17 protein-coding genes are annotated in these 22165 nt (G+C 46.4%); 4 read left to right on the top strand and 13 right to left on the bottom strand.

Annotated features, from left to right (window positions below; all coding sequences use genetic code 11):
- Positions 1-6 precede the first annotated feature (6 nt).
- Both ACXAGX_RS18865 and ACXAGX_RS18860 read right to left on the bottom strand, forming a co-directional pair.
- On the bottom strand, positions 7-897 hold the full coding sequence (locus ACXAGX_RS18865) for a LysR family transcriptional regulator (RefSeq protein WP_474824641.1): 891 nt from the start codon (positions 895-897) through the stop codon (positions 7-9).
- 143 nt (positions 898-1040) lie between these two features.
- Positions 1041-1829 carry a 3-keto-disaccharide hydrolase gene (locus ACXAGX_RS18860; RefSeq protein ID WP_474840275.1) on the bottom strand — a complete coding sequence of 263 codons (789 nt, stop codon included), beginning with the start codon at positions 1827-1829 and terminating at the stop codon, positions 1041-1043.
- Between the two features lie 272 nt (positions 1830-2101).
- Between ACXAGX_RS18860 and ACXAGX_RS18855 the strand changes: the two genes are divergently transcribed.
- Positions 2102-2461, top strand: coding sequence for a DUF4870 family protein (locus tag ACXAGX_RS18855; protein WP_474824639.1), 360 nt, complete (start codon positions 2102-2104; stop codon positions 2459-2461).
- 45 nt (positions 2462-2506) lie between these two features.
- Here the strand turns inward: ACXAGX_RS18855 and ACXAGX_RS18850 are convergent, their stop codons facing one another.
- Genes ACXAGX_RS18850 through ACXAGX_RS18840 form a run of 3 tightly spaced genes read right to left on the bottom strand, consistent with a single transcriptional unit; the run spans position 2507 to position 5611 of the window.
- Complete coding sequence (locus tag ACXAGX_RS18850) at positions 2507-2656, bottom strand: DUF2256 domain-containing protein (RefSeq protein WP_474824638.1); 150 nt, start codon at positions 2654-2656, stop codon at positions 2507-2509.
- Positions 2643-4184, bottom strand: a complete 1542-nt coding sequence (locus tag ACXAGX_RS18845) for a cryptochrome/photolyase family protein (RefSeq protein WP_474840273.1) — start codon at positions 4182-4184, stop codon at positions 2643-2645. The genes ACXAGX_RS18850 and ACXAGX_RS18845 overlap by 14 nt, the downstream gene beginning before the upstream one ends.
- Before the next feature lie 2 nt (positions 4185-4186).
- Entirely contained in the window at positions 4187-5611 is a 1425-nt protein-coding gene (locus tag ACXAGX_RS18840) for a cryptochrome/photolyase family protein (protein WP_474840271.1), read from the bottom strand.
- A gap of 90 nt (positions 5612-5701) precedes the next feature.
- Between ACXAGX_RS18840 and ACXAGX_RS18835 the strand changes: the two genes are divergently transcribed.
- On the top strand, positions 5702-6967 hold the full coding sequence (locus ACXAGX_RS18835) for a DASH family cryptochrome (RefSeq protein WP_474840269.1): 1266 nt from the start codon (positions 5702-5704) through the stop codon (positions 6965-6967).
- Complete coding sequence (locus ACXAGX_RS18830; RefSeq protein WP_474840267.1) at positions 6964-8484, top strand: cryptochrome/deoxyribodipyrimidine photo-lyase family protein; 1521 nt, start codon at positions 6964-6966, stop codon at positions 8482-8484. Before ACXAGX_RS18835 ends, ACXAGX_RS18830 begins: the two co-directional genes overlap by 4 nt.
- Here the strand turns inward: ACXAGX_RS18830 and ACXAGX_RS18825 are convergent.
- The gene (locus ACXAGX_RS18825) at positions 8481-8741 is read right to left on the bottom strand and encodes a hypothetical protein (protein ID WP_474840266.1); all 261 of its coding nucleotides are present in this window, start codon (positions 8739-8741) and stop codon (positions 8481-8483) included. The two genes, ACXAGX_RS18830 and ACXAGX_RS18825, sit on opposite strands and share 4 nt — an antisense overlap.
- A 131-nt stretch (positions 8742-8872) precedes the next feature.
- Between ACXAGX_RS18825 and fabA the strand changes: the two genes are divergently transcribed.
- Positions 8873-9391: a 3-hydroxyacyl-[acyl-carrier-protein] dehydratase FabA gene (gene fabA / locus ACXAGX_RS18820; RefSeq protein ID WP_070124636.1), complete on the top strand. Its 519-nt coding sequence runs from the start codon at positions 8873-8875 to the stop codon at positions 9389-9391.
- Positions 9392-9482: 91 nt separating this feature from the next.
- Here the strand turns inward: fabA and rmf are convergent, their stop codons facing one another.
- From rmf to ACXAGX_RS18785, 7 genes are all read right to left on the bottom strand, one after another.
- A complete protein-coding gene (gene rmf / locus ACXAGX_RS18815; protein ID WP_070124638.1) occupies positions 9483-9659 on the bottom strand; it encodes a ribosome modulation factor in 177 nt (58 codons plus the stop codon).
- 374 nt (positions 9660-10033) lie between these two features.
- The gene (locus ACXAGX_RS18810) at positions 10034-11803 is read right to left on the bottom strand and encodes a DUF3466 family protein (RefSeq protein ID WP_474840264.1); all 1770 of its coding nucleotides are present in this window, start codon (positions 11801-11803) and stop codon (positions 10034-10036) included.
- A gap of 12 nt (positions 11804-11815) precedes the next feature.
- The gene (gene uup / locus ACXAGX_RS18805; RefSeq protein ID WP_474840263.1) at positions 11816-13744 is read right to left on the bottom strand and encodes an ATP-binding cassette ATPase Uup; all 1929 of its coding nucleotides are present in this window, start codon (positions 13742-13744) and stop codon (positions 11816-11818) included.
- On the bottom strand, positions 13741-13974 hold the full coding sequence (locus tag ACXAGX_RS18800; protein WP_070124644.1) for a glutaredoxin family protein: 234 nt from the start codon (positions 13972-13974) through the stop codon (positions 13741-13743). The genes uup and ACXAGX_RS18800 overlap by 4 nt, the downstream gene beginning before the upstream one ends.
- Positions 13971-16070, bottom strand: a complete 2100-nt coding sequence (gene rlmKL, locus ACXAGX_RS18795; protein WP_474840261.1) for a bifunctional 23S rRNA (guanine(2069)-N(7))-methyltransferase RlmK/23S rRNA (guanine(2445)-N(2))-methyltransferase RlmL — start codon at positions 16068-16070, stop codon at positions 13971-13973. Before rlmKL ends, ACXAGX_RS18800 begins: the two co-directional genes overlap by 4 nt.
- Before the next feature lie 62 nt (positions 16071-16132).
- A complete protein-coding gene (pyrD, locus tag ACXAGX_RS18790; protein WP_474840259.1) occupies positions 16133-17140 on the bottom strand; it encodes a quinone-dependent dihydroorotate dehydrogenase in 1008 nt (335 codons plus the stop codon).
- Between the two features lie 63 nt (positions 17141-17203).
- The gene (locus tag ACXAGX_RS18785) at positions 17204-22042 is read right to left on the bottom strand and encodes an NAD-glutamate dehydrogenase (RefSeq protein ID WP_474840257.1); all 4839 of its coding nucleotides are present in this window, start codon (positions 22040-22042) and stop codon (positions 17204-17206) included.
- Positions 22043-22165: the final 123 nt, after the last annotated feature.

The following is a 22165-nucleotide window of genomic DNA, read 5'->3' as shown; positions in this document are numbered from 1 at the left end:
CAGAGTTTAGACACGATGCCTTAACGCATCAACCACGGTACTGAACGCGGGAGAATGATTATTGCGATTTGGGTAGTACAGGTGGTAGCCAGTAAACGGTAAGCACCAATCCGTCAATACCTGCTCTAATTTGCCGCTTTCAAAGTCGGCGAGAAAGATATCTTCAGGAAGGAAAGCGAGGCCAAAACCATCCAGGGCAGCTTGATGAATCAAGTACGGGTTATTGAAAATAACCTGCCCCTGGGGTTTAACCGTAATTTCTCTGTCACCGTTATCGAGTTCCCATTCGTAAACGCCGCCAGCGCTTATCATGCGCATGCCTATGCATTTATGCTTTAGCAAATCTTCTGGAGTTTCAGGACGACCAAATTTGTCGAGGTATTCGGGGGTTGCGACAACGGCCATTCGCCATTCAGGGCCAATTTTTACCGCAATCATGTCTTTTTCCACCGCTTCCCCTAGCCTCACTCCGGCATCAAAGCGGCCAGACACGATATTAGTAAAACCGTTATCCATACTGACTTCCAGACGAATATCAGGGAATTTTTCAAGCATGGGGGCGAGTTTGGGCCATATGATGGTTTTCGCTGCATGATCGCTGCAATTAATACGCACAAGACCGGCGGGCTTGTCTCTTAGTTCAGATAAACATTCAAGTTCAGTATCAATGTCTTCAAATCGCGGGGCAATGCGATTCAAAATTCGCTCACCGGCTTCGGTAGTAGAGACATTACGTGTTGTTCTTGTGAGTAAACGAATACCCAAACGAGATTCCAACGCGCGCATACTGTGACTCAGTGCGGATTGGGATACACCCAATTTCGCTGCAGCACGCGTAAAACTTTTCTCCCGGGCTACCGCAATAAATGCCAATATGTCGCTATAGTTCTCACGCATATACTTTTCCGTCAGTACTGATTAACACTAAATATTTAATGGCATTTAGCCTATCAGAATTTCTGATTCAATCTAATAGGTGAAAGCTTATCAATTAGTCCAGTTAATAAATAGAAGCGACTATTGGCACACATTGCTTAAAGTTATTGCAGCTCCTCTAATACGATATTTTTAAAATCAATCGGCTGCCCTTCACTTTGAAAAGCAATATAGCCTTCCTGTAAACTTTTTACTTGCTCCCAAATGTCAGCAGATTCGCCAGTTACTAGGCCATCGGGTTGAGCAAAAGCGACCTGATATTCCAGTACAGTTTCCCCATTAATTTTTTGAATGACTTCGCCGTTGTTGACAACAAGTTCAGCGTTCACCCAAACATCTTTTGGGTAGGTTTTTGATGCAGAGTTGAGGCAATGTTCAGGATAAAGTGAATCCTGATAATAGATCTCAGTGCCTGGCGAACACATATTGCCGGTTGGTCTGGATTTGCCCGGCTTCTTTTCTGCCAGCAATTGAAATTCGATAGATATTGGCCAGTTTTGTTCTTTATTGATGGTATTAGGCGGTTGGCTTAAGAACATCACGCCGCTGTTGGCAAAGGCATAAGAAGGGGCTGAATCTAGAAATTCACCTTTGAACCGATAATCAAAGCTAAGGCGGAAATTCTTTAACGGCTTATCGTAAAAAAGATGAGCAAATTGTTCGTTGAATGCATCGTACTTCTCATAGCCTACTGAGATCATGCCGTCTTCTACACGGAACGTGTTAAGGGGATCTTCTCCTGTCTCATGATGATGAATTTTTACCACCCAACCGTCGAGATCTTCACCATTAAATATACGTTGCGCATTGTTACTTTGAGTCGGTTTCGTACACCCTTGTAGCAGCAACATTGCCAGTGATAACGCACAACAAGCCGTTTTGCTTTTGCTCATTTTTATTCCACAATCCTTAATTGAATGTTTTGTGTACCACTTTGCATCACGCGCTACCACAAAAGAAATGACAAAAATAAATAAGTTTCAATTGTGAATTCGAATCGGTAATTCAAGACTGATTGCGTATACAACTTTTTTATCACGTTTTTCTATTTATTATTGATTTATCGTTGATAACTCTACAAAATCTGAAATTGTTTTGCAGATTAACCGATAGGTTGTCGCGAAATACAATGGAAAACAAAACTTGTGAAAAGGATAAAACAAACATGAACGAAACTCCGGTAACGCCATCAACGTCTAGCGACAACGGTAGCATGGCAAAAGTTGTCTACATTCTTTACTTGGCTGGTATTTTAGTGGGTATCACCGGCATCGTCGGCGTAATCATCGCATACGTAAATAAATCAGATGCGCCTGAATGGCTAAAAACGCACTACCAGTACCAAATCAGAACATTCTGGATTGGCTTCCTATACATGTTCATTGGCTCTATTCTTTCCATCATCTTAGTCGGTTACCTGGTGCTGTTGTTCTGGATGGTGTGGCTCATTGTTCGTTGTGTGAAGGGCATGAAATACCTCGATAACCAACAAGCGCACCCAGATCCAACGGGTTGGATGTTTTAATTAATATCGAATAACAAAAAATGCGGCAGATGCCGCATTTCTTCTTTAATCAGTGCTAACCATTTTGCTGCGCTGCCCCGCACAGCGTTTAGAGCAGTATTTCACGCTTTCCCAGTTTTTCTCCCACTTCTTTCGCCATACAAAAGGGCGCTCGCATACCGGGCACGTTTTCTCGGGAAGTTCAGACTTCTTCATTCTTAGACAACTTGGTTAAGAAGCGACTGGCGTCGTGCTTCATGGCTTCGATTTTTTCTGTCGCCATTCTGTCGTAACTTTTGTAAACCAAGCCCATACGAGGGTTTTTTCGAAGTTTATCCTGGTGAGCATCGAGGAACCGCCAGTATAGATAATTAAATGGGCATGCGCCCTCCCCGGTTTTCTTGCTCACGCTGTATCCGCAATTTTTGCAATAGTCAGACATTTTATTAATATAGCTGCCACTGGCCACATACGGTTTGCTAGCAAGATTGCCCCCATCGGCAAACAATATCATGCCGGCGACATTGGGCAGCTCTACCCATTCATAGGCATCTGCATACACCAACAAATACCATTCCTGAACTTGCTCCGGCGCAAATTCACACAGCAATGAAAAATTACCCAGTACCATCAAACGTTGAATATGATGGGCGTAAGCGTGTTTTTTGGTATCTGTGATGCACTGTCGTAGGCAGTTCATGTTGGTATACCCATCCCAAAAAAACGATGGGAGGTCACGCTTGGCATTGAAGTAATTATCAGACTGTAACCCAGGCATATAGTACCAGTAGAAACCGCGAACAAATTCCCGCCAGCCAATAATTTGCCTGATAAAGCCTTCCACTGAATTAAGTGGCGCCTCACCCGCATGATAGGCGGCTTCAGCTTGCTGTACTACTTCCTGCGGGCTCAATAATCCGCAGTTAATGTAGAAAGAAAGGTGAGAATGAAATAGCCATACGGCGTTGTGTCGCATGGCATCTTGATAGTGACCAAAATCGGGGAGCCGTTGTTCAATGAACGTATTGAGCACATCTAGCGCCTCTTCACGGGTTACCGCATAGTGAAAACCGTTGCTATCACCGAAGTGAGACGAAAATTCGCGCTCTACTAGCTCGATGACTTCTGCTGTTACCGCATCGGGCTTGTATCGGGAAGGTTCTGGCGGTGACACGTTGGCGGGCATTGACTCACGATTTTTACTGTCATAATTCCAGTCGCCACCGGCGGGCGCCCCGTTATCCATTAAAATACCGTGCTTTTTGCGCATTTCACGGTACCAGAACTCCATGCGCAAGGTTTTTCGGCCATCTGCCCAAGCGGAAAATTCTTGTTTAGTGGCATAAAACCGCCCATCTGGCAACACAGTAACGGGCACACCGATTTGATGCTCCCACTGTTCCATGCTTTTTAGTAACCGGTATTCTCCGGGTTCGGTTACCACCACCTCACTCAAGTTATGTGCTTTTGCGGCGGCTTGCACTTCACCGAGTAAACTGCCCTGATTCTCTTTGTCGTCATAACACCGATAAATAACCTTGAAACCGTCATCTTTAAGGCTCTTCGCGAAATGACGCATGGCTGAAAACAACAAAATGATTTTCTTTTTATGATGCTTCACATAGGTCGCTTCTTCCCGAACTTCCGCCATCAGCACAATGTCCTGACTCTTATTTGCTTCAGTAAGTACCGGTAGCGTGGCCGTGAGTTGGTCGCCGAGAATTAATCGCAGTTTACCTGTCATAACTACCCTTTTATTTCAGCGAAGGCATCGAGGGCGCGCTGGCGAGATGTTTTTAAATCAACAATCGGTTCAGGGTATTGGTCGCCTAACACGATTCCGGCTTGTTTTAACTCGGCACTGTCTGCTTCCCACGGTTTATGAATAAGTTTGTTGGGAAGCTTACTCAGTTCCGGGCACCAGGTACGCACATATTCCCCTTGTTTGTCGAATTTCTCACCCTGCAATACGGGGTTGAACACGCGAAAATAGGGCGCTGCGTCGGCACCGGAGCCCGCGACCCACTGCCAACCAGCAGAATTATTGGCACCGTCAGCGTCCGCCAGGCAGTCCCAGAACCAGGCCTCGCCCTCGCGCCAATCAATAAGTAAGTTCTTTACTAAAAATGAACCGACAATCATTCTTACCCGATTGTGCATATAGCCTGTATGCCACAGCTCCCGCATGCCCGCATCGACAATGGGAATGCCGGTTTTTCCTTTTTGCCAGGCTTCGAGATCTTTTTTGCTGGAACGCCAGGGAAATTGGTCGAATTTCTCGTTAAAGTTTTTATCCGGGAAAGTAGGAAAGTGATAAATCAAGCTATGTGCAAATTCACGCCAGCCCAGTTCGCTCAGGAAGGTATCGATGTTGTTGTCGTCGGCGCTGCCGAAGGCATCAAGGATGGCATACCAGACTTGATTAGGAGAGATTTCACCAAAATGCAAATGCGCAGACAACATAGAGGTTCCACGAATAGCAGGAAAATCCCGATCTTTTTTATATGATTTGGCCGCTTCATCAATAAAATCTGCCAATCTGTCTGCCGCCCCCTCCTCTCCAGGTTTCCATGTTTCGGCAATTCCGTCATACCACTTGATGTCTGGCATTAGTCCCAGTGAATCAATACTCAGGCCTTTGTTTGTCACGTCAGCATAGGTAATTCTCGCCACTGCTGCTTGCGGATAACGTGGAGAACTGGCCTGTAAGCAGCCTTTTCGATAAAACGGGGTAAATACTTTATAGGGGCTACCAGACTTATTCTCGATGTCCCACGGTTCCCAGAGTAGTGAACCATTAAAACTCTTCACGATTTTGTCGTTGTCTTTTAACGATTCTTTTAGCGTTTTGTCTCGCTTAACGTGCCATGGCTCATAACACCGATTCCAAAACAGATGCTCTACGTTGAACGTGTCCATGAGCTCGGGCAGTAATTTTTCCGGGTCGCCTTCGAATACCTGAAGATGCCCATTAAGGCGATCATTAAGGGAGTTTAATGATTGATGAAGCCACCATTTCGATACACTACCGGGAAGTCTTTTTTCCGGCAACGACGTATCGTGAATATAAATTGGAATGATCTTGCCAAGATCGCAGGCAGCATGTAGCGCCGGATTATCTTTTACGCGCAGGTCCTGGCGGAACCATACGATACTGACAGGTACCGTCACATCGATGTCCTTTTTATTTATGCATTCTAAGTAAGTGATACGCAATTATATCCAAACTGTTTCACTGGCGATGAAAATTAAGGTTTTGTAATGAAAGTAATTACCCGGGGTTTGTTCTGGTTTAGACACGATTTAAGACTGACGGATATGCCAGCACTGTTGGAAATGAGTAAGCTAGTTGATGAGCTTTTATTGGTGTATGTTTTTGACGAACGTAGCACCGGGCAAAATCAGTATGGCGTTACGGGAATGGGCCCTCACCGCCGACAATTTATTGAAGCGTGTTTGAGCGAGTTGAACGATGACTTAGCGACACTGGGTCAACATCTCGTGATAAAAACGGGAACGCCGGTATCGGTACTAAATTCGCTTATACAAAACGATGACATAACCCATGTTGCCAGCCATTTTCACGGCGGCTTTTACGAAATACAGGACTGGCAAAGGTTGGAAAGTACCTTTCCGGCAGTGAAATTCATCCAACGAGATGGCATTAGCCTGTTTGACCGCGCGCAGTTGCCTTTTTCTGTTATCGATATGCCAGGGCAATTTACCGCGTTTCGAAAAAAAATAGAGAAACACACCACGCCAGCAGCGCCTCTTACTGCTCTTTCGTCACTACCGCCGCCAATCCATTTGCAATCTGAACAAGAGAATTTGAAAGCACAAATATCTGACCATGGCTTGTTCCGCGGTGGCGAAAAGGCGGGTCAACAGCGGCTGAAGGATTACTTTTTTACTGATCACCATGTGTCAAATTACAAAGAAACCCGAAACGCATTGGACGATGCGAATGCCAGCACCCGGTTTTCTCCTTGGCTGGCAAGTGGCTCGTTATCTCCACGATGGATTTATCAGCAATTAAAGCAATATGAAGCAGCGCATGGCGCGAACGATTCGACGTATTGGGTTTATTTTGAGTTATTGTGGCGAGAGTTCTTCTTCTGGATACAGCAACGCCATGGTGCAGATTGGTTTAGCCAAGCAGGCTGTCGCGGTGAGGTAAGGCCATTTTCCCATGATGAAGCGAAGATCCGGCTGTGGCAAAACGGAGAAACTGGGTACGACATCGTAGATGCTTGTATGAAGCAATTAAAAACGACTGGCTTTATGTCGAACCGCGGTCGCCAGCTGGTGGCAAGCTGCTTTGTTCACGAACTCGGGCAAAATTGGCAGTATGGCGCGGCTTGGTTTGAACACATGCTGGTAGACTACGATGTTGGCAGTAACTGGGGCAACTGGTTATATCTTGCTGGCGTAGGCCACGATCCCAGAGGCCATCGCCAATTCGATTTGCAAAAGCAAACTGAACGCTATGATCCCGAAAGAACCTTCATCAATACATGGCGAAAATGAAGCCTCAAGTCGCGGTGGTTTGGCTAAAGCGCGATTTACGTCTACGCGACCACAAGCCCCTGCTAGAAGCTAGTAAAACCGGCCTGCCCGTCGTGCTACTGTTCTGCTTTGAGCCTTCGTTAATGGCCGACCCACACATGAGTCAGCGACATTGGCGTTTTTTAGCTGAAAGCATTACTGATATGAACGGGCAGTTACCCGATGGGATTTCGGTGCTTTCAACCTGCTATGAAGTGCGTGAGGCTTTTTCGTACATAAACGCGCATTGTCATATCAGTCGCGTATTCAGCTATGAAGAAGTGGGCCTCGACGTTACCTTTCGACGGGATCGTGAAATGGCTACCTGGTTCCGTGCACACAACATCGAATGGACAGAGCATAATTATGGTGCAGTAACCCGTGGACTCACCAACAGACAACATTGGGAGTCTTATTGGCAACAAGTGATGTCACAACCCACAGATGACGTTACACTGAGCACAGTGAACTGGTATTCCGTTGAAGCGTCGCCTTTAAGGGCGATGCAAAATATCCCGTCTTATCCGAGTGATAATCTGATGCAGCAAGGCGGTGAACGGTTTGCCTGGTTTGTGATGAAAGATTTCTTTGCTGGCCGTGGTATTTCATATCATCAAGATATTTCAAAGCCCCTGGCAGCCCGGAAATCCTGCACTCGCCTGAGCCCCTATTTGGCGTGGGGAAATGTGTCAATTAAGCAAGTTTATCAATATATCCGCTTCCAACAGTCGCACCTCAAACACTCGCAGCAAAGTGGTCGCTGGCAACCCGCCGTAAATGCGTTACTTTCTCGCATACATTGGCGATGTCATTTCATCCAAAAGTTCGAGAGCGAACATCAAATGGAATGGCGCGCACAAAACCGCGCATACGACAGCTTTCCCTACATCGAAGGCCCAGAAGCGCAGCGTCGTTTCGAACGCTGGAAAAATGGTACCACAGGATATCCGTTGGTTGATGCTTGTATGCGAGCGCTTAACGCAACAGGATTTTTAAATTTTCGAATGCGCGCCATGGTAACCAGTTTTTTGGTGCACCATTTAAATGTGCATTGGTTACATGCAGCAGAATATCTGGCAAACCAGTTTCTTGATTTTGAACCTGGTATTCATTATCCACAAATTCAAATGCAGGCCAGTATCACGGGTATTCACACAGTTCGCTTGTATAACCCATCAAGTCAATCGAGCAAACTCGACCCTCATGCTGCATTTATAAAAAAGTGGGTGCCTGAACTAGACCGATTACCAGCACCTCTTTGCCATCAGCCAGATAAAATTCCGCCACTTGAAGCCATGATGCTAAATTTTGACTGTGCCGTGGATTATGTCTTACCGATTATTGATATTGGTGCAGTGCACAGTGAGGTGAGAGACCGTTTGTGGGGATATCGTCAACGTGATGATGTGGTGAAAGAAGCGGCCCGGATTGTTCAGCGGCATACCACTCGCCTAAGCCCTAGCCGCCAATGGCTGAAACAAGTAAACAGTAAGACTTAGCGGTCTTGCTCTTTAAGCCATTGATTAAGTAGCCTAATTTGTCCGCATTTATACGCTGCATAGGTTATGCGTAACGCGTTAGAGAGTACTTCACTGTCGCTCCAGCCTGTTTTGTCACGAATTTCATCATAACATTGCATCGCTTCCGGACTCACATAACCCCGTACCATTTTCTTCCCAGCCGCTTTCTGTCGCTCACGAAAGCGACGCTGTTTATCTGCATTGGCGGTAGGGTTAGCCTTTTTCTTTTCAGTCATACGGATGTCATCTCCTGGTTACCTTGGCAGTGTAACATGGATTTTTTCACAATAAATGACTGTTCAGAGTTGTTTAGCGTACAAGTGTTCGCTAAATTACCACGCTGAAAATCTAACAACAAAGGGATATCATGTCCGACAAACAACATAGCTTTAACCGTGAAGATTTACTGGCCTGTAGCCGCGGTGAAATGTTCGGCCCAGGTAACAGTCAGTTACCTGCACCTAATATGCTAATGATGGATCGCATTAGTCATATCAGTGAAGAAGGCGGTGAATACGATAAAGGTGAAATCATTGCTGAGCTGGATATCACACCAGATCTTTGGTTCTTCGATTGTCACTTCCCTGGCGATCCGGTAATGCCTGGTTGTCTTGGTCTTGATGCCATGTGGCAGCTGGTTGGCTTCTTCCTTGGTTGGAGCGGTGGTCCTGGTAAAGGTCGTGCACTTGGCGTAGGCGAAGTGAAGTTTACCGGGCAAATCCTGCCAACCGCAAAGAAAGTCACCTATCGCATCAACATGAAACGTGTTGTTAAGCGTAAGCTGTTTATGGGCCTGGCTGACGGTCAGGTAGAAGTAGATGGTCGCGTTATCTACACAGCCAAAGATTTGAAAGTCGGCTTGTTCCAGGATACGTCTAAGTTCTGATTATCCTGATAGCACCCTGGTGCTTATAATGCCGAAATTCGGACGAAAAAAAGCCCCGTTAATCGGGGCTTACCTTTATTGAAAGAGATGTTTAACGTACGTTGAATCCTAGTTGCCTGTCTTCAACAGCTTCCCTCCAGCCACCGAGCCACTGCGAACGAGCGTCGAAAGCCTGGAATGGACAGTTCTCTTTTGAACGACCGCTGATACCAGCCTGATACCCTTTTGCGTGTGCACGCGTCAATTTATCTCTTTTTTGTCGTTTCATTGATAAGCCTCTATTTGTGATTAACTTGTGTCGCAACCGGTGTTCGGGCTCTCCTAACATAGTATTTTGCGGGTGCCGTCAATTTCTGTTGCGCACATATATGTGATAGTGCACCCGGCAGTTAGGTTCAACTTATTTTCTTCAATTTCAGGCTTGACAAATAGTAAGGTAATGAAATTTTGTCTAATTTAACATTACATTTTTTTTGCATAATTATGACGTTTTTTAAAACGAGTTTCTCTATGTACAAAAAAACCGCAACTGGGTGCGGTTTTTGCTATTTATGTTTTAAGCTAAAACAATCCAATTCGTATATTTATTGCGCTATCACACTGTTAATTCGATAAAAACCGCATTATACGAAAGTCTAATTTTTAGCCATTTTTGCGACGACGGAAAGCCAATAAGCCGGCTGTCAACAACATCCACAACGGTGAAATTGACGCGCCCTTACGCTCATAGCCAGTGTCTTCCTCGTCATCGTCTGCATCGCAACTGTCGTCAACTTCACTGCCAAGAGGTGAAAGTTTAACTGCAACAATGACGTCTACCATCTCGGTTTCACCTTCGTCATTGATGACTTCTTCACCATTTGCATAACGTTCTGCCGTACTGAAACGCGCGTTAGCGATGATTTCATTACTGTCGTTGATATCAATTGCATCAACGATGGTGTAGGCAGAATCACAGGGCAACAGATCATTTAAATCAGTGAGCTCACCAGATGCCACGTCGAACATAAAGCCGTGAGTTTCACGATTGGTATCTACAGTAGAATCATATTCAGAAGTACCTACAACAATATTATTATTGTTGATCGCTTTGCCCTCCGCGCCCGCGTTGGTAAAGAAGCCTTGCGGATAGAGCGTTTCACCGCTGTCCAGATTATGGATGAATATTCTGTTACGCGCAGTGCTATTCGGTGCCCGAAGAACGTAGCCTGTTACCCAATTTTCATTGTTGATAGACAACGCTTCAGATTGCAGATTATCTTCACGAGGTAACATTTCAGTGGTTTCGCCATCGGCGTAACTCACCGCCACGTTAGTGTACTCGTAGTTATAGTAGCTGCTTGAGCTTGGACGACGCACATTTTGACGCTCATCAATTGAAGAGGCTCCGACGGCGACACCTTGATCATTGATATCGTTTGCTAATGACCAGTAAGGTGATTCATCTTCTGCTTCTGGCTCAAATACAGGTGGAAAGGTTTCGCTAGAGATAACATTTCCATTTGCATCAAGTTGCCAAATTGTCGCCCGCGCGTAAGTACCAGGGAATGACGTATCACCTACATCGGGTAATCTGAAACCATAGCTTGTGCTGTCACCAGAGGCATCTACTCTGATATTGCGCTTACAATAGGCTTCCGGTATGTCTCCCAGAAATTCAGGATCTTCGCAGTTCTCAACAGCGTCATCAATGGCACTGATATAATCAACGGCACTGTTCCCTGCCACTTGTAAACTATTGTTAATCGCGAAAGCTTCGCTTAATCCGCCAAGGGTATCATCTTCAGCAGGAAGCAGTTTGGTCTCGCCATTAACCTGGACAAATGCGGTTTGTTCGATATCGTTTAGAACAAGAATCGTGGTATCGCCATCTTCATTCTCGTAGTCTAACCGGTAGTACGGCCCTTCAGTAGAACCCACAACAAAGTCGCCATTTAAGCTATCGCGAGCGTAGGTGTTTACCGCGAATTCGTACTCATTGGTGTCTTCCGATATCGCATCGAGGCCAGGTACCAAATCAACATCAACCCCATCAGAGAGGTATGAGGAGTAAGTGCCAATGTGCTGGTACAAGAAGTAGTTTCTGGCCGTTGAGGAATGAGAAGTCAGCTGTGCAATAATGTAGTTATAGTCAACGGTGGAAAATACCCCCTGACGTACATCTTCTTCATTTTCGAAACTTGAAGCGTAAGTATCGATAAAGCCTGACTCTTCAAGGAAATCTGCATCGACAGAAAGATTCAGGCTGCTCTGTGTAATGGTGAGCATCTGACCTGATTCATCAATAGACTGTCCAAAGTTGTGAATACTGCGATCAGTAACCGGTAGTGGCGTAACGGAATAGGTAGCGGCCAGGGCAGTTGCTGACGCAGTGGTCAGCGCCATAGCGGCGGCAAGCTGTGTTAATTTCATCTAATATCCTAATTACTGCTGAGTGTCTTCCAGCATGCTTTCCAATTCGTCCCAGCGCGCATATTTCTGAGACAGGGTTTCTTCTGTTTCTGATAACGTGGCAAGTGTACCAGCTGTTGCATCCGCAGGCTGTTTAAAAAACTCAGGATCATTCACCTTTTCCTGCAATGTGGCTAACGCTTCTTCCAGCGATTCAATTTCTGCAGGTAACGATTCGAGCTCACGTTGATCTTTGTATGATAACTTTTTCGTCTTACGCGGAGAAGACTTTGGCTTAGGACTCTGCGGATCCGATTTAGTTTCATCTTTTACTCTTGCTTCAGCATTTCTCTGTGCCACTTGTTGCTGTTTATACCAGCTTTCAACATCACTGAAGCCGCCGATAAATTCTTTGAGCGCGCCATTACCTTCGAACACTACGCAGCTATTGGCGACATTATCAACAAACTCACGGTCGTGGCTTACCAGTAAAACAGTTCCCTCGTACTCATTGAGTAAGGTTTCCAGCATTTCCAGGGTTTCCACATCCAAGTCGTTGGTGGGTTCGTCGAGTACCAGTACGTTACTTGGCTTCAACATGAGTTTGGCCAGCATTAAGCGGTTTTTCTCACCACCAGATAATGACTTCACCGGTGCGTTTACCCGTTCTGGTGTAAACAAGTAATCCTGAAGGTAGCTAATAACGTGGCGAGGCGCGCCATTTACCATCAAATCGCGCTTTCCATCGCCCACCGCATCGATGACCGATTTTTCTAAATCCAGCCCCTGACGATGCTGATCGAAATACGCCACTTCTAAGTTCATGCCTTGACGAATATTACCGGTATTCGGTGTCAGTTCGCCCAGCAGCAGTTTTATAAGCGTGGATTTACCGCTACCGTTCGGACCAATCAGTGCCAGTTTGTCACCGCGCAACACATTTAGGTTCAGGCGGCTGACTATGGATTTATCACCGTACGCATAATTTGCGTCGTTCACTTCAAAGACCATCTTCCCTGAGCGTGCGGCAGTCGACTGTGCCACCACAGCATTACCTTGGGTTTCACGCCGGGCTTTACGGGTTTCACGCAATTTTTTAAGGGCTCGCACCCTGCCTTCGTTGCGTGTTCGTCGGGCTTTAATGCCCTGGCGTATCCACACTTCTTCCTGAGCAAGTTTTTTGTCGAATTCAGCATTTTGCGCGGCTTCAACGTCAAGATCCTGCTGCTTCTTTTCGAGGTAAGTGGCGTAGTTGCCCGGATAGCTTGTCAGCGCGCCGCGATCAAGATCGACAATCCGTGTGGCCATCTGGCGAATAAACGCCCGGTCGTGACTAATAAAAACAATCGCGCCCTGAAAAGCACTTAAGCTTTGTTCCAGCCAGCGGATCATTTCGATATCCAAGTGGTTTGTTGGCTCATCGAGTAAAAGCAGATCGGGCTGTCTTACTAAGGCCCTTGCCAACGCGGCTTTACGTCGCCAACCACCGGACAATGTCGACAATGACATGTCGGGGTCAAGCTTCAGCATAGTCAGCGTTTGTTCAATCTGTTGTTCGAATTGCCAGGCGTCGCGGGTTTCCAACGCTTCTTGTAAATGTTGGAGCTTATTCAGATTTGCTTCAGACGGATCATCAGCCACTTTTCGTGTCTGATGAAAATACTGTTTCAGGATCTCGCCCACATCAGCAAGCCCTTCTGCCACGTAGTCAAATAGCGAAATATCGACGGTTTGGGGAGGATCTTGTTCAAGGCGGGCAACCACGGTTTTGCTGTCGATAATGCGCTGACCATCGTCTGCAATAATATCACCGGCAATCACTTTCATAAGCGTGGACTTACCACTGCCGTTGCGACCAACTAAACACACACGCTCTCTGGGTTGAACCACTAAATCTACACCGTCGAGTAACGGTGGATTACCATAAATAACGGTAATATCTTTTAACTGAATCACACTCATGATAAGAAATTTTCTGCCTGTTCTACGTCAAAAGGCCAACCGAGTTCTGCGCCAGTATCAAGGCGCTTAATTACCGGAATACGCACGGCATAAAGATGATACAGGTTAGCATCTTCGCGGATATTATATTTGGTGATGTTGAGCTGCTGAGACTGTGATGTCTTTGCCAGAACCTCGTCAGCCAGTTCACACAAATGACACTGTGGACCGGTGTAAAACGCTAATTTCACTTTTTAAGCACCCAGCATTTATGGATATTGCTGTTGCGGGCGAAATCATCCGGAATTGTCTTCGCAGAAATATCTTCAATGTCTTTATAACCGCCCTCTTCCAGTGCTTCATAATCAAGCTTGAAGCCACGGCGGTTGTTCGAAAACATCACCTCGCCACCGTCGTTAAGGCAACGGAACGCATCTTTCAGCAAGGCGACATGGTCGCGTTGTACATCAAAAGTATCCTGCATGCGTTTTGAATTCGAAAACGACGGTGGATCAATAAAGATAAAATCATACTTACCCGGATGGGTTTTAAGCCAAGTGGTACAGTCGGCCTGAATAAAGGCTTGCGCCCCTTTTACTTTATTCAGGTGCATGTTGTCTTTGGCCCAGTCGAGATAGGTTTTTGACATATCAACAGTGGTCACTGAACGCGCGCCACCCAGTGCCGCGTGCACCGAAACGCTGCCAGTGTAAGAAAACAGGTTCAATACATCTTTATTTTTTACCTGTTTCGCCACCATTTGACGGGTGACACGGTGATCAAGGAATAAACCGGTATCCAAATAGTCTGTGAGGTTAACCAGCAAGCGCGCACCATTTTCATATACGGTTAAGCGTTCGCCTTTTTGGTCCATCTTCTCGTACTGTTTAGTGCCTTTTTGTTGGCTACGTACTTTAAGTGCAATTTTCTTCGCATCCACACCGGTAACAGCAGGCAAATGCAGCAACACTTCCTGTAACCGTTTACGGGCTTTGTCTTCTGATACGGTTTTAGGCGGTGCATATTCCTGAACCACCAACCACTCACCGTACACGTCTATAGCAACGTTGTAATCTGGCAAGTCGGCATCGTAAATCCGATAGCAGTTTGTGTCCTGCTGCTTGATCCAGCCCTTCAGCTTTTTCAGGTTTTTCTTCAAGCGATTGGCAAACTCGTGATTGTCGCCATCGCTACCATATTGACGGCAATTGTCTTCATCCATCAGGTAATTAACGAAGCGACACTCTAGCTTGCCGTTGTTCAGGCCATATTCTTTACCGGAGCGAAGTTTGAGAACGCGCAACAAATCGCGATTGCTGCTTAGCAGGGATACATGCCATTCACCCCAAGCGTTTTTCAGCTGTTTGCCAAGTTCTGCAAAGGTGGGGATTAGATCAGTCAGTTCACCTAAACGCTCACCATAAGGCGGGTTGGAAATAAGGTAACCGGGTTCTTTCGACAGTGGAGACGCTTTTAATGCATCACACACATCAAATCGGATATCGTTGAATACTCCGGCTTGATCAGCGTTTTTACGCGCGATATTCACCAGTTTACTGTCGATGTCTGATGCGTATATCGGCGTATCGCAGGCTTTCTGGCTTGCCAATGCTTCGTCATTGATGTCGTTCCACAGGGATGGATTATGCTGCAACCAACGGTTGAATCCCCAATAAGAACGTTTAATACCGGGGGCAATATTACGCGCAATGTAAGCGGCTTCAATGGCAATGGTACCCGAGCCACAAAAGACATCACTTAAGGGTTTAGTCGTGTCTTGTGTCCAACCTGAACGAATAAGCATGGCGCAGGCGACATGTTCTTTCAGCGGTGCTTCACCGGTTTTACTGCGATACGCGCGCTGATGAAGACTGTTACCAGACAAATCCAGACCAATGGTAACCTTCTCACGGTGACAGCGTGCCCAAATTGGAAAATCAGCCAGTTTTTTCTCAACAGAAGGACGTTGATCTAACTCTTCCATAAACTGATCGACAATGGCGTCTTTTATTCGAACCGCACCAAATTGCGAGTTTTTGATCGCTCTATTGGTACCATTGAACTGTACGCTTAAGGTGTCGCTTGGACGTAAGTGTTGCTGCCAATCAACAGACGATGCCGTGTCGTAGAGTTCGTCAGCAGAGTCACATGGACCTTCCGCTAACACCCATATCACACGGTTGGCCAGACGAGACCACAAACAAAGCGTATATGCCTGTTCGAGGGTACCGGAGAAACTTACCGTTCCCGGCGACAGACGGCAGCTAACATCCGGGCACAAGGATTCGATTTCAGATTTAAGCAGCTCGTCCAGTCCGCGACTGGTTGTAACAAGTATTTGATTCATAATTTTCTATGTAAGCTGCACCGCCGCAGCGATGCAGTAAAATAACGGATAAAGGCGGTTAACTACAGCGCCTTTACAATGTCTTTGACCAGTTTGGGGCCTTGGTAGATAAACGACGAGTAAATCTGGATTAGAGACGCACCCGCGGCCAACCTGTCTTTGGCTGTTTGCGCATCATGAATACCGCCAACTCCAATAATCGGAATGGCGCGATCTAATGCCGTAGACAGCTTGCGGGTCACACCCAGGCTCATCTCTGTCAGTACTTCACCACTTAAACCGCCGGCTTCATCTGCGTGTTTCAGTCCCTGAACCGCATTACGGCTTAGTGTAGTATTGGTGGCAATGACACCGTCCATTTTACTGTTGATCAGCGAACGGGCGATGCTATCGATTTCGTTGTCAGCCAGATCTGGTGCAATTTTAATAAACAACGGTACGTATTTTCCGTGCGACTGACAAAGCTTATCCTGCGCCAGTTTCAGGCCATTAAGTAATTTGTCCAGTGCTTCACCATATTGGAGGTTACGTAACCCTGGCGTATTTGGTGACGAAATGTTCACCGTAATATAGCTGGCATACGGATAGACTTTATTCAGACAAATTAGATAATCTGATAATGCGTCCGCTTCTTCAGTATCTTTGTTCTTACCGATATTAATGCCAATAGGTCCGGTGAACTTTGACGCTTTTACCTGGCTAACCAAGTGATCGACGCCCTGATTGTTAAAGCCCATTCGATTGATGATGGCATGCTTTTCCGGCAAACGGAAAATGCGTGGTTTCGGGTTACCCGGTTGTGGCCTTGGCGTTACCGTACCCACTTCCACAAAGCCAAAGCCCATACTGCCGAATGCATCGATGCATTCTCCGTTTTTATCCAGCCCAGCGGCCAGGCCAACTGGATTTGGAAAGCTAATACCGGCTACTTTTACCGGTTTCGCAATGGTTTCATTGCTGTAAAGCCACTTTAACGGTGTGTGCTGGGTGCGGTGTAACCACTTAATGGCAAAATCGTGGCTATTCTCGGGCTCACACTGCAGTAAAATTTTTTGAGCGATGGATTGCATGGTCTTTCTCTAACAAAAAGCCCTGTCAAAACAGGGCTTCGTCTTTTTTTGAATATGCGTATTCTAATGGCTAGACTTGGCGCTTAAAAGCATCAATTCACGTAAAGCCACAGAAAATTTTGCAAATTCGTGTGTGGAGCTGGTTTTGAACTCACTCATCATATGATACCAGCGCTTCAGCAGCGCCTGATTATTGTCCATCCAGGTTTGCAGAATTTCATCTGCATCCTGGCTGTCAGGCCGTGTTTGAAGCAGGTTCAGTGTAATTGAACGCTGCTGCCAGTCTAACTCTTCCCGGTAGGATGCCCGGGCCAACGCCTGCCAATGGTTGCTGACATTCTGGTTGGTAATTTGCGCGAGGAACCAGTGTAGCTCTAATTTCGAACCTAACTGGAAGTAAAGCTTCGCAATTACCGAGGTATCATGGCTGTCTACATCATCAATTTGCGCTAAATCCAGACTTGAGAACAGATTCGAGAAGCTCGAGATCTGGGTGGCAATGTCTTCTGGCACGCCTTTATCTACCAGTTTCGCCGTTTCTTTCTTCAGTGCGGCATATTCTTCTGGTACCAGATACGTTTGCATATTGGCAGCAAGATTGTCGAACGTGGCGCGATACGCCTCAATGGCCGAGTGAATACCCAGTGACTTATTGCCATGGCGAATATACCAACGTGCTGTTCTACGCATAATTCGACGGGCACTCTCTAGAATCTTAAGCTGTAAATCAGCATCAATTACATTGTCGAGTGCTTCAATTTTGCGCCACAGCGGGTCGATGTTGAAGATGCCTTTTACTACGGCATAAGCATCTGCAATTTCATCAACGGTTGCGCCCGTCTCTTCCTGCATACGGAACACGAAGTTCAGACCCATATCGTTAACGATATTATTAGTCAGCTTGGTGGCAATGATTTCACCGCGTAGTGGATGCTGCTCCATTTGCTCCGGATACTTGTCACGCAACACCGGAGGGAATGCATTAACCAGCAGCTTTCCGTGGTAAGGATTTTCGGTGATAGCGGGAATATTGAACGCGTCTTTAAGCACCATTTTGCCGTAGGCAATCAGTACGCTGAGTTCAGGACGTGTCAGGCCGCGATCTTTCGCAACGCGATCGGAAATCTCGTCATCCGTAGGAATAAATTCCAGTTCACGATTCAAACGCCCTTCTCTTTCAAGACCATGAATAAAGCGCAACTGTTCTTTAAGCTGAGATACCCCGGCCCGTTCAGTAATCGAAATAGACTGGGTTTGACGGTAACAGTCTTCAAGCACGATGCGAGACACATCGTCGGTCATATCGTAAAGCAACTTGTTACGTTGCTTAACGGTAAGATCACCGGCACTCACCAGGCTGTTAAGCAGGATCTTGATATTAACTTCGTTATCCGAACAGTCTACACCACCCACATTATCAATGAAGTCGGTGTTCACACGACCGCCAGTGGCCGCATATTCAACACGTCCTAATTGGGTGAGACCCAAGTTACCGCCTTCGCCTACGATTTTCGCATTCACGTCTTTACCGTTTACCCGCAAATCGTCATTGGCGCGGTCGCCCACTTCGGCGTGAGATTCTTTGTTACTCTTAATGTAAGTACCAATACCACCGTTCCAGATTAGATCCACAGACATCTTCAGAATATTGTGAATCAACTCGTTAGGCGTCATCGACACCTGGCGGGTACCCAGCCACTTCTTCATTTCAGCAGTCAGTTTAATGGATTTACTGGCACGGCTGAAAATACCACCGCCTTTTGAAATCAATGCACTGTCATAGTCTTCCCAACTCAAACTGGGGTTTTCAAACAAACGCTGACGTTCTTTATAAGAACTTTCTGCATCTGGGTCGGGGTCGAAGAAAATGTGCAGGTGGTTGAAAGCTGCAATCAAACGCGTATGGCGCGACAACAACATACCGTTACCGAATACGTCACCGGCCATGTCACCAATACCCACGGCGGTAAAGTCGGTGGTTTGACAATCGATACCAATTTCACGGAAGTGACGCTTAACCGATTCCCACGCACCACGGGCAGTAATTCCCATTTTCTTGTGGTCGTATCCGACACTACCACCAGACGCAAAGGCGTCACCTAACCAGAAGTTGTACTCTTCAGAAATGCCGTTAGCAATATCTGAGAATGTGGCGGTGCCTTTGTCGGCAGCCACTACCAGGTACGGATCGTCTTCATCCAGTCGTACCACATCTTTCGGCGGTACGATTTCACCATTAACGATATTGTCGGTGATATCCAGCAAACTGCGGATAAAGGTGCGGTAACACGCCTGACCTTCGGCCTGGAATGCAGCACGACCGCCTGTGGTCGGCAATTGTTTACAAACAAATCCGCCTTTAGCCCCAACTGGCACGATTACAGTGTTCTTAACCTGCTGCGCCTTAACCAAACCGAGAATTTCCGTGCGGAAATCTTCTTGTCGGTCAGACCAGCGTAAACCACCACGTGCAACCTTGCCGCCACGTAAATGCACACCTTCAACCCGGGGGCTGTATACGAAAATTTCAAACTTCGGTAGTGGCAATGGCATTTCCGGGATCATATCCGGGCTCATTTTGAATGACACATAAGGCTTCTCGTTGCCTTCTGCATCGCCTTGGTAGAAGTTTGTACGCAAAGTCGCCAGCATCATATCCAGATAGCGGCGAATTATACGGTCGTCATCCAGGTTGCTAACGTTATCCAGTTGTTTTTTGATGTCATCAAGCAAGGTGTCTTCTTTCTTCTTATTACGTTTCTTCGACGGGTCGAAGCGCGTATCAAAGAAAGCCACTAACTTCTTGGCGATATCAGGATAAGCAGACAGCGTATTGGCGATGTAGTCGCGGCTAAAAGAACTGCCGGTCTGACGCATGTATTTTGCGTAAGCACGTAGAATAGTCACTTTTCGTCCGGTCATGCCTGCGCCCAGGATCAGGCGGTTGAAAGCATCGTCTTCCAGCGTATTTGCCCAAACTTTGGCAAAGGCATCCTGGAACAGTGTTTGTGCCTGTTCCATATCCAGGTGACTACCTGATTTATGCAGCATGGTGAAATCCATCACCCAGTTCAGCGATGTATCTGAACAGTGCACCTTGTATGGACTCTCATCAATAACGCGCAAGCCAAAGTTTTCCAGCATGGGTAGCACATCAGACAGGTGAATAGGTTCCGCGCGGTGGAACAGTTTCAGTTTCACCACTTCGCTGCTGACATTTTCTTCCTGCGGACGATAGAACAACATATCCAGCGTATGGTCGTCGCTTAGCAACTCAAGTTTCTCAATATCAATGAGCGCGGCGCTGGGCAGGTTTTGCTCCATATAGCTACGGGAAAACGCATTCGTATACTTACGCTCTAACGCCTTACCCGAGGCTTCACCGTGGGCAGCTTTAATCGCTGATGCGAGGCGGTCATTCCAGGTTTTGCTCAGCTCGATGATGTTCTGCTCAATTTCCTTCACATCGTAATCCACATTGTTGTTTTTTACCCGGGCGATATAGTGCGTTCTGGCATAAACCGATTCTGAGAAGAAAGTGGTAAATTCCACGTCTTCTTCCGTACCAAACGAACGCTGAAGCAAGGCTTGCGTATCTTTTCTGAGCTGCGTGTTGTAGCGCTCTCTGGGTACATAAACCATGCACGACAAGAAACGTCCGAACACGTCTTTACGCATAAACAGGCGGGTGATACCCCGTTCCTGCATTTGAAAGATGCCCATTATGATCTGCGCCATCTCATCTGCAGGGGTTTGCAGTAACTCATCACGGGGATAGGTTTCAATGATATTCACGAACGCTTTGTAAGCGTGAGTTCCAGGCTCATAACCAGACAACGAGCAAATTTCACTGATTTTACTGGCCAAGACTGGAATTTCAGTGGCGCTGGAGTTATAGAAAGACGCGCTGTACAAACCAAGGAAGCGATGCTCGCCCACTACGGCACCCTCTTTGTTGAATACTTTAACGCCAATATAATCCATGTAAGCCGGGCGATGTACGCGGGCTCGGGAATTCGTTTTGGTTAGCATTAACGGTTTTTGACTCAAGGCTTCGGCACGGGCTGAAGGAGGCAAATTAGAAATGAGTCGTTCGCGGTCACTGACTGACTTTTTCATCAAGCCTAGGCTGCTGTCATTGACCGGTATCCAACGGTAGTCGCCTTCAATGGCTTTGGCATCGTAATACCGGTAACCCATCATGGTAAAGTTATGATCAGCTAACCATTCGAGAAATTGTACTGCTTGCTTTTTGCGTTCATCAGATACCTGCCAGTTGAGTTTACTAGCCGTCTTAATGACGGTATCTAACTTTGTCGACATGGCTTGCCAGTCTTCTACCGCAAGCGATACCTCATCAACAACAGAACGAAGTTCTTTTGTTAGCAGGTCAATATCTTTCTTCGATGTTTGTCTGTCGATTTCGATAAACAACACCGTTTGTTTCAAGGCATGCTTGTCTTTGCTGCCGTGTTCAACGAAAGACTCTACCTGGTTTTTATCGTCGCGCTTCAACCAAACCGGGCTGTGAAGCATTAAGTGCGAGGTGATGTTAAGACGATTAAGACACATGCGAACCGAATCCACCAGAAACGGCATATCGCGAACAATAATTTCTACAATGGTGTGACTGGAGTGCCAGCCATGCTTGGCAATTTCCGGGTTAAAAACACGTATGTAAGGAGCTGAAGAATCAAAAGAAGAAAATACGTGCCATAAACTAAGCGTCGCACCGTAGAGATCGCTGTCGTTTCGATCTTCCAGGTCGTCATTTGAAATCGTTTTAAATAAATGTTGGCCAAATTGTTCTACCAACGCTTTTTGTTGCGCATCAATCTTTTTATCGATAAGTGAAAAAACATTATCAAGCAGCACCGACTGCCGCTGTGAGGTGACTGTCATGGTTAAACCTTAATTAGTCGTAAGTGCACAGAATCCCTACCTATTTTCGCTAATCTTCAGTCCTTTTGAAAGGGAAGTTTTAACGCTTTATTAACAGCATAGATAACTATGCAGAAAAGGCAT

This window comes from Alteromonas sp. ABV4_515, assembly GCF_056160345.1.
The sequence above is the reverse complement of the archived record's forward strand: the minus strand, read 5'-3'. Positions and strand labels throughout refer to the sequence as shown.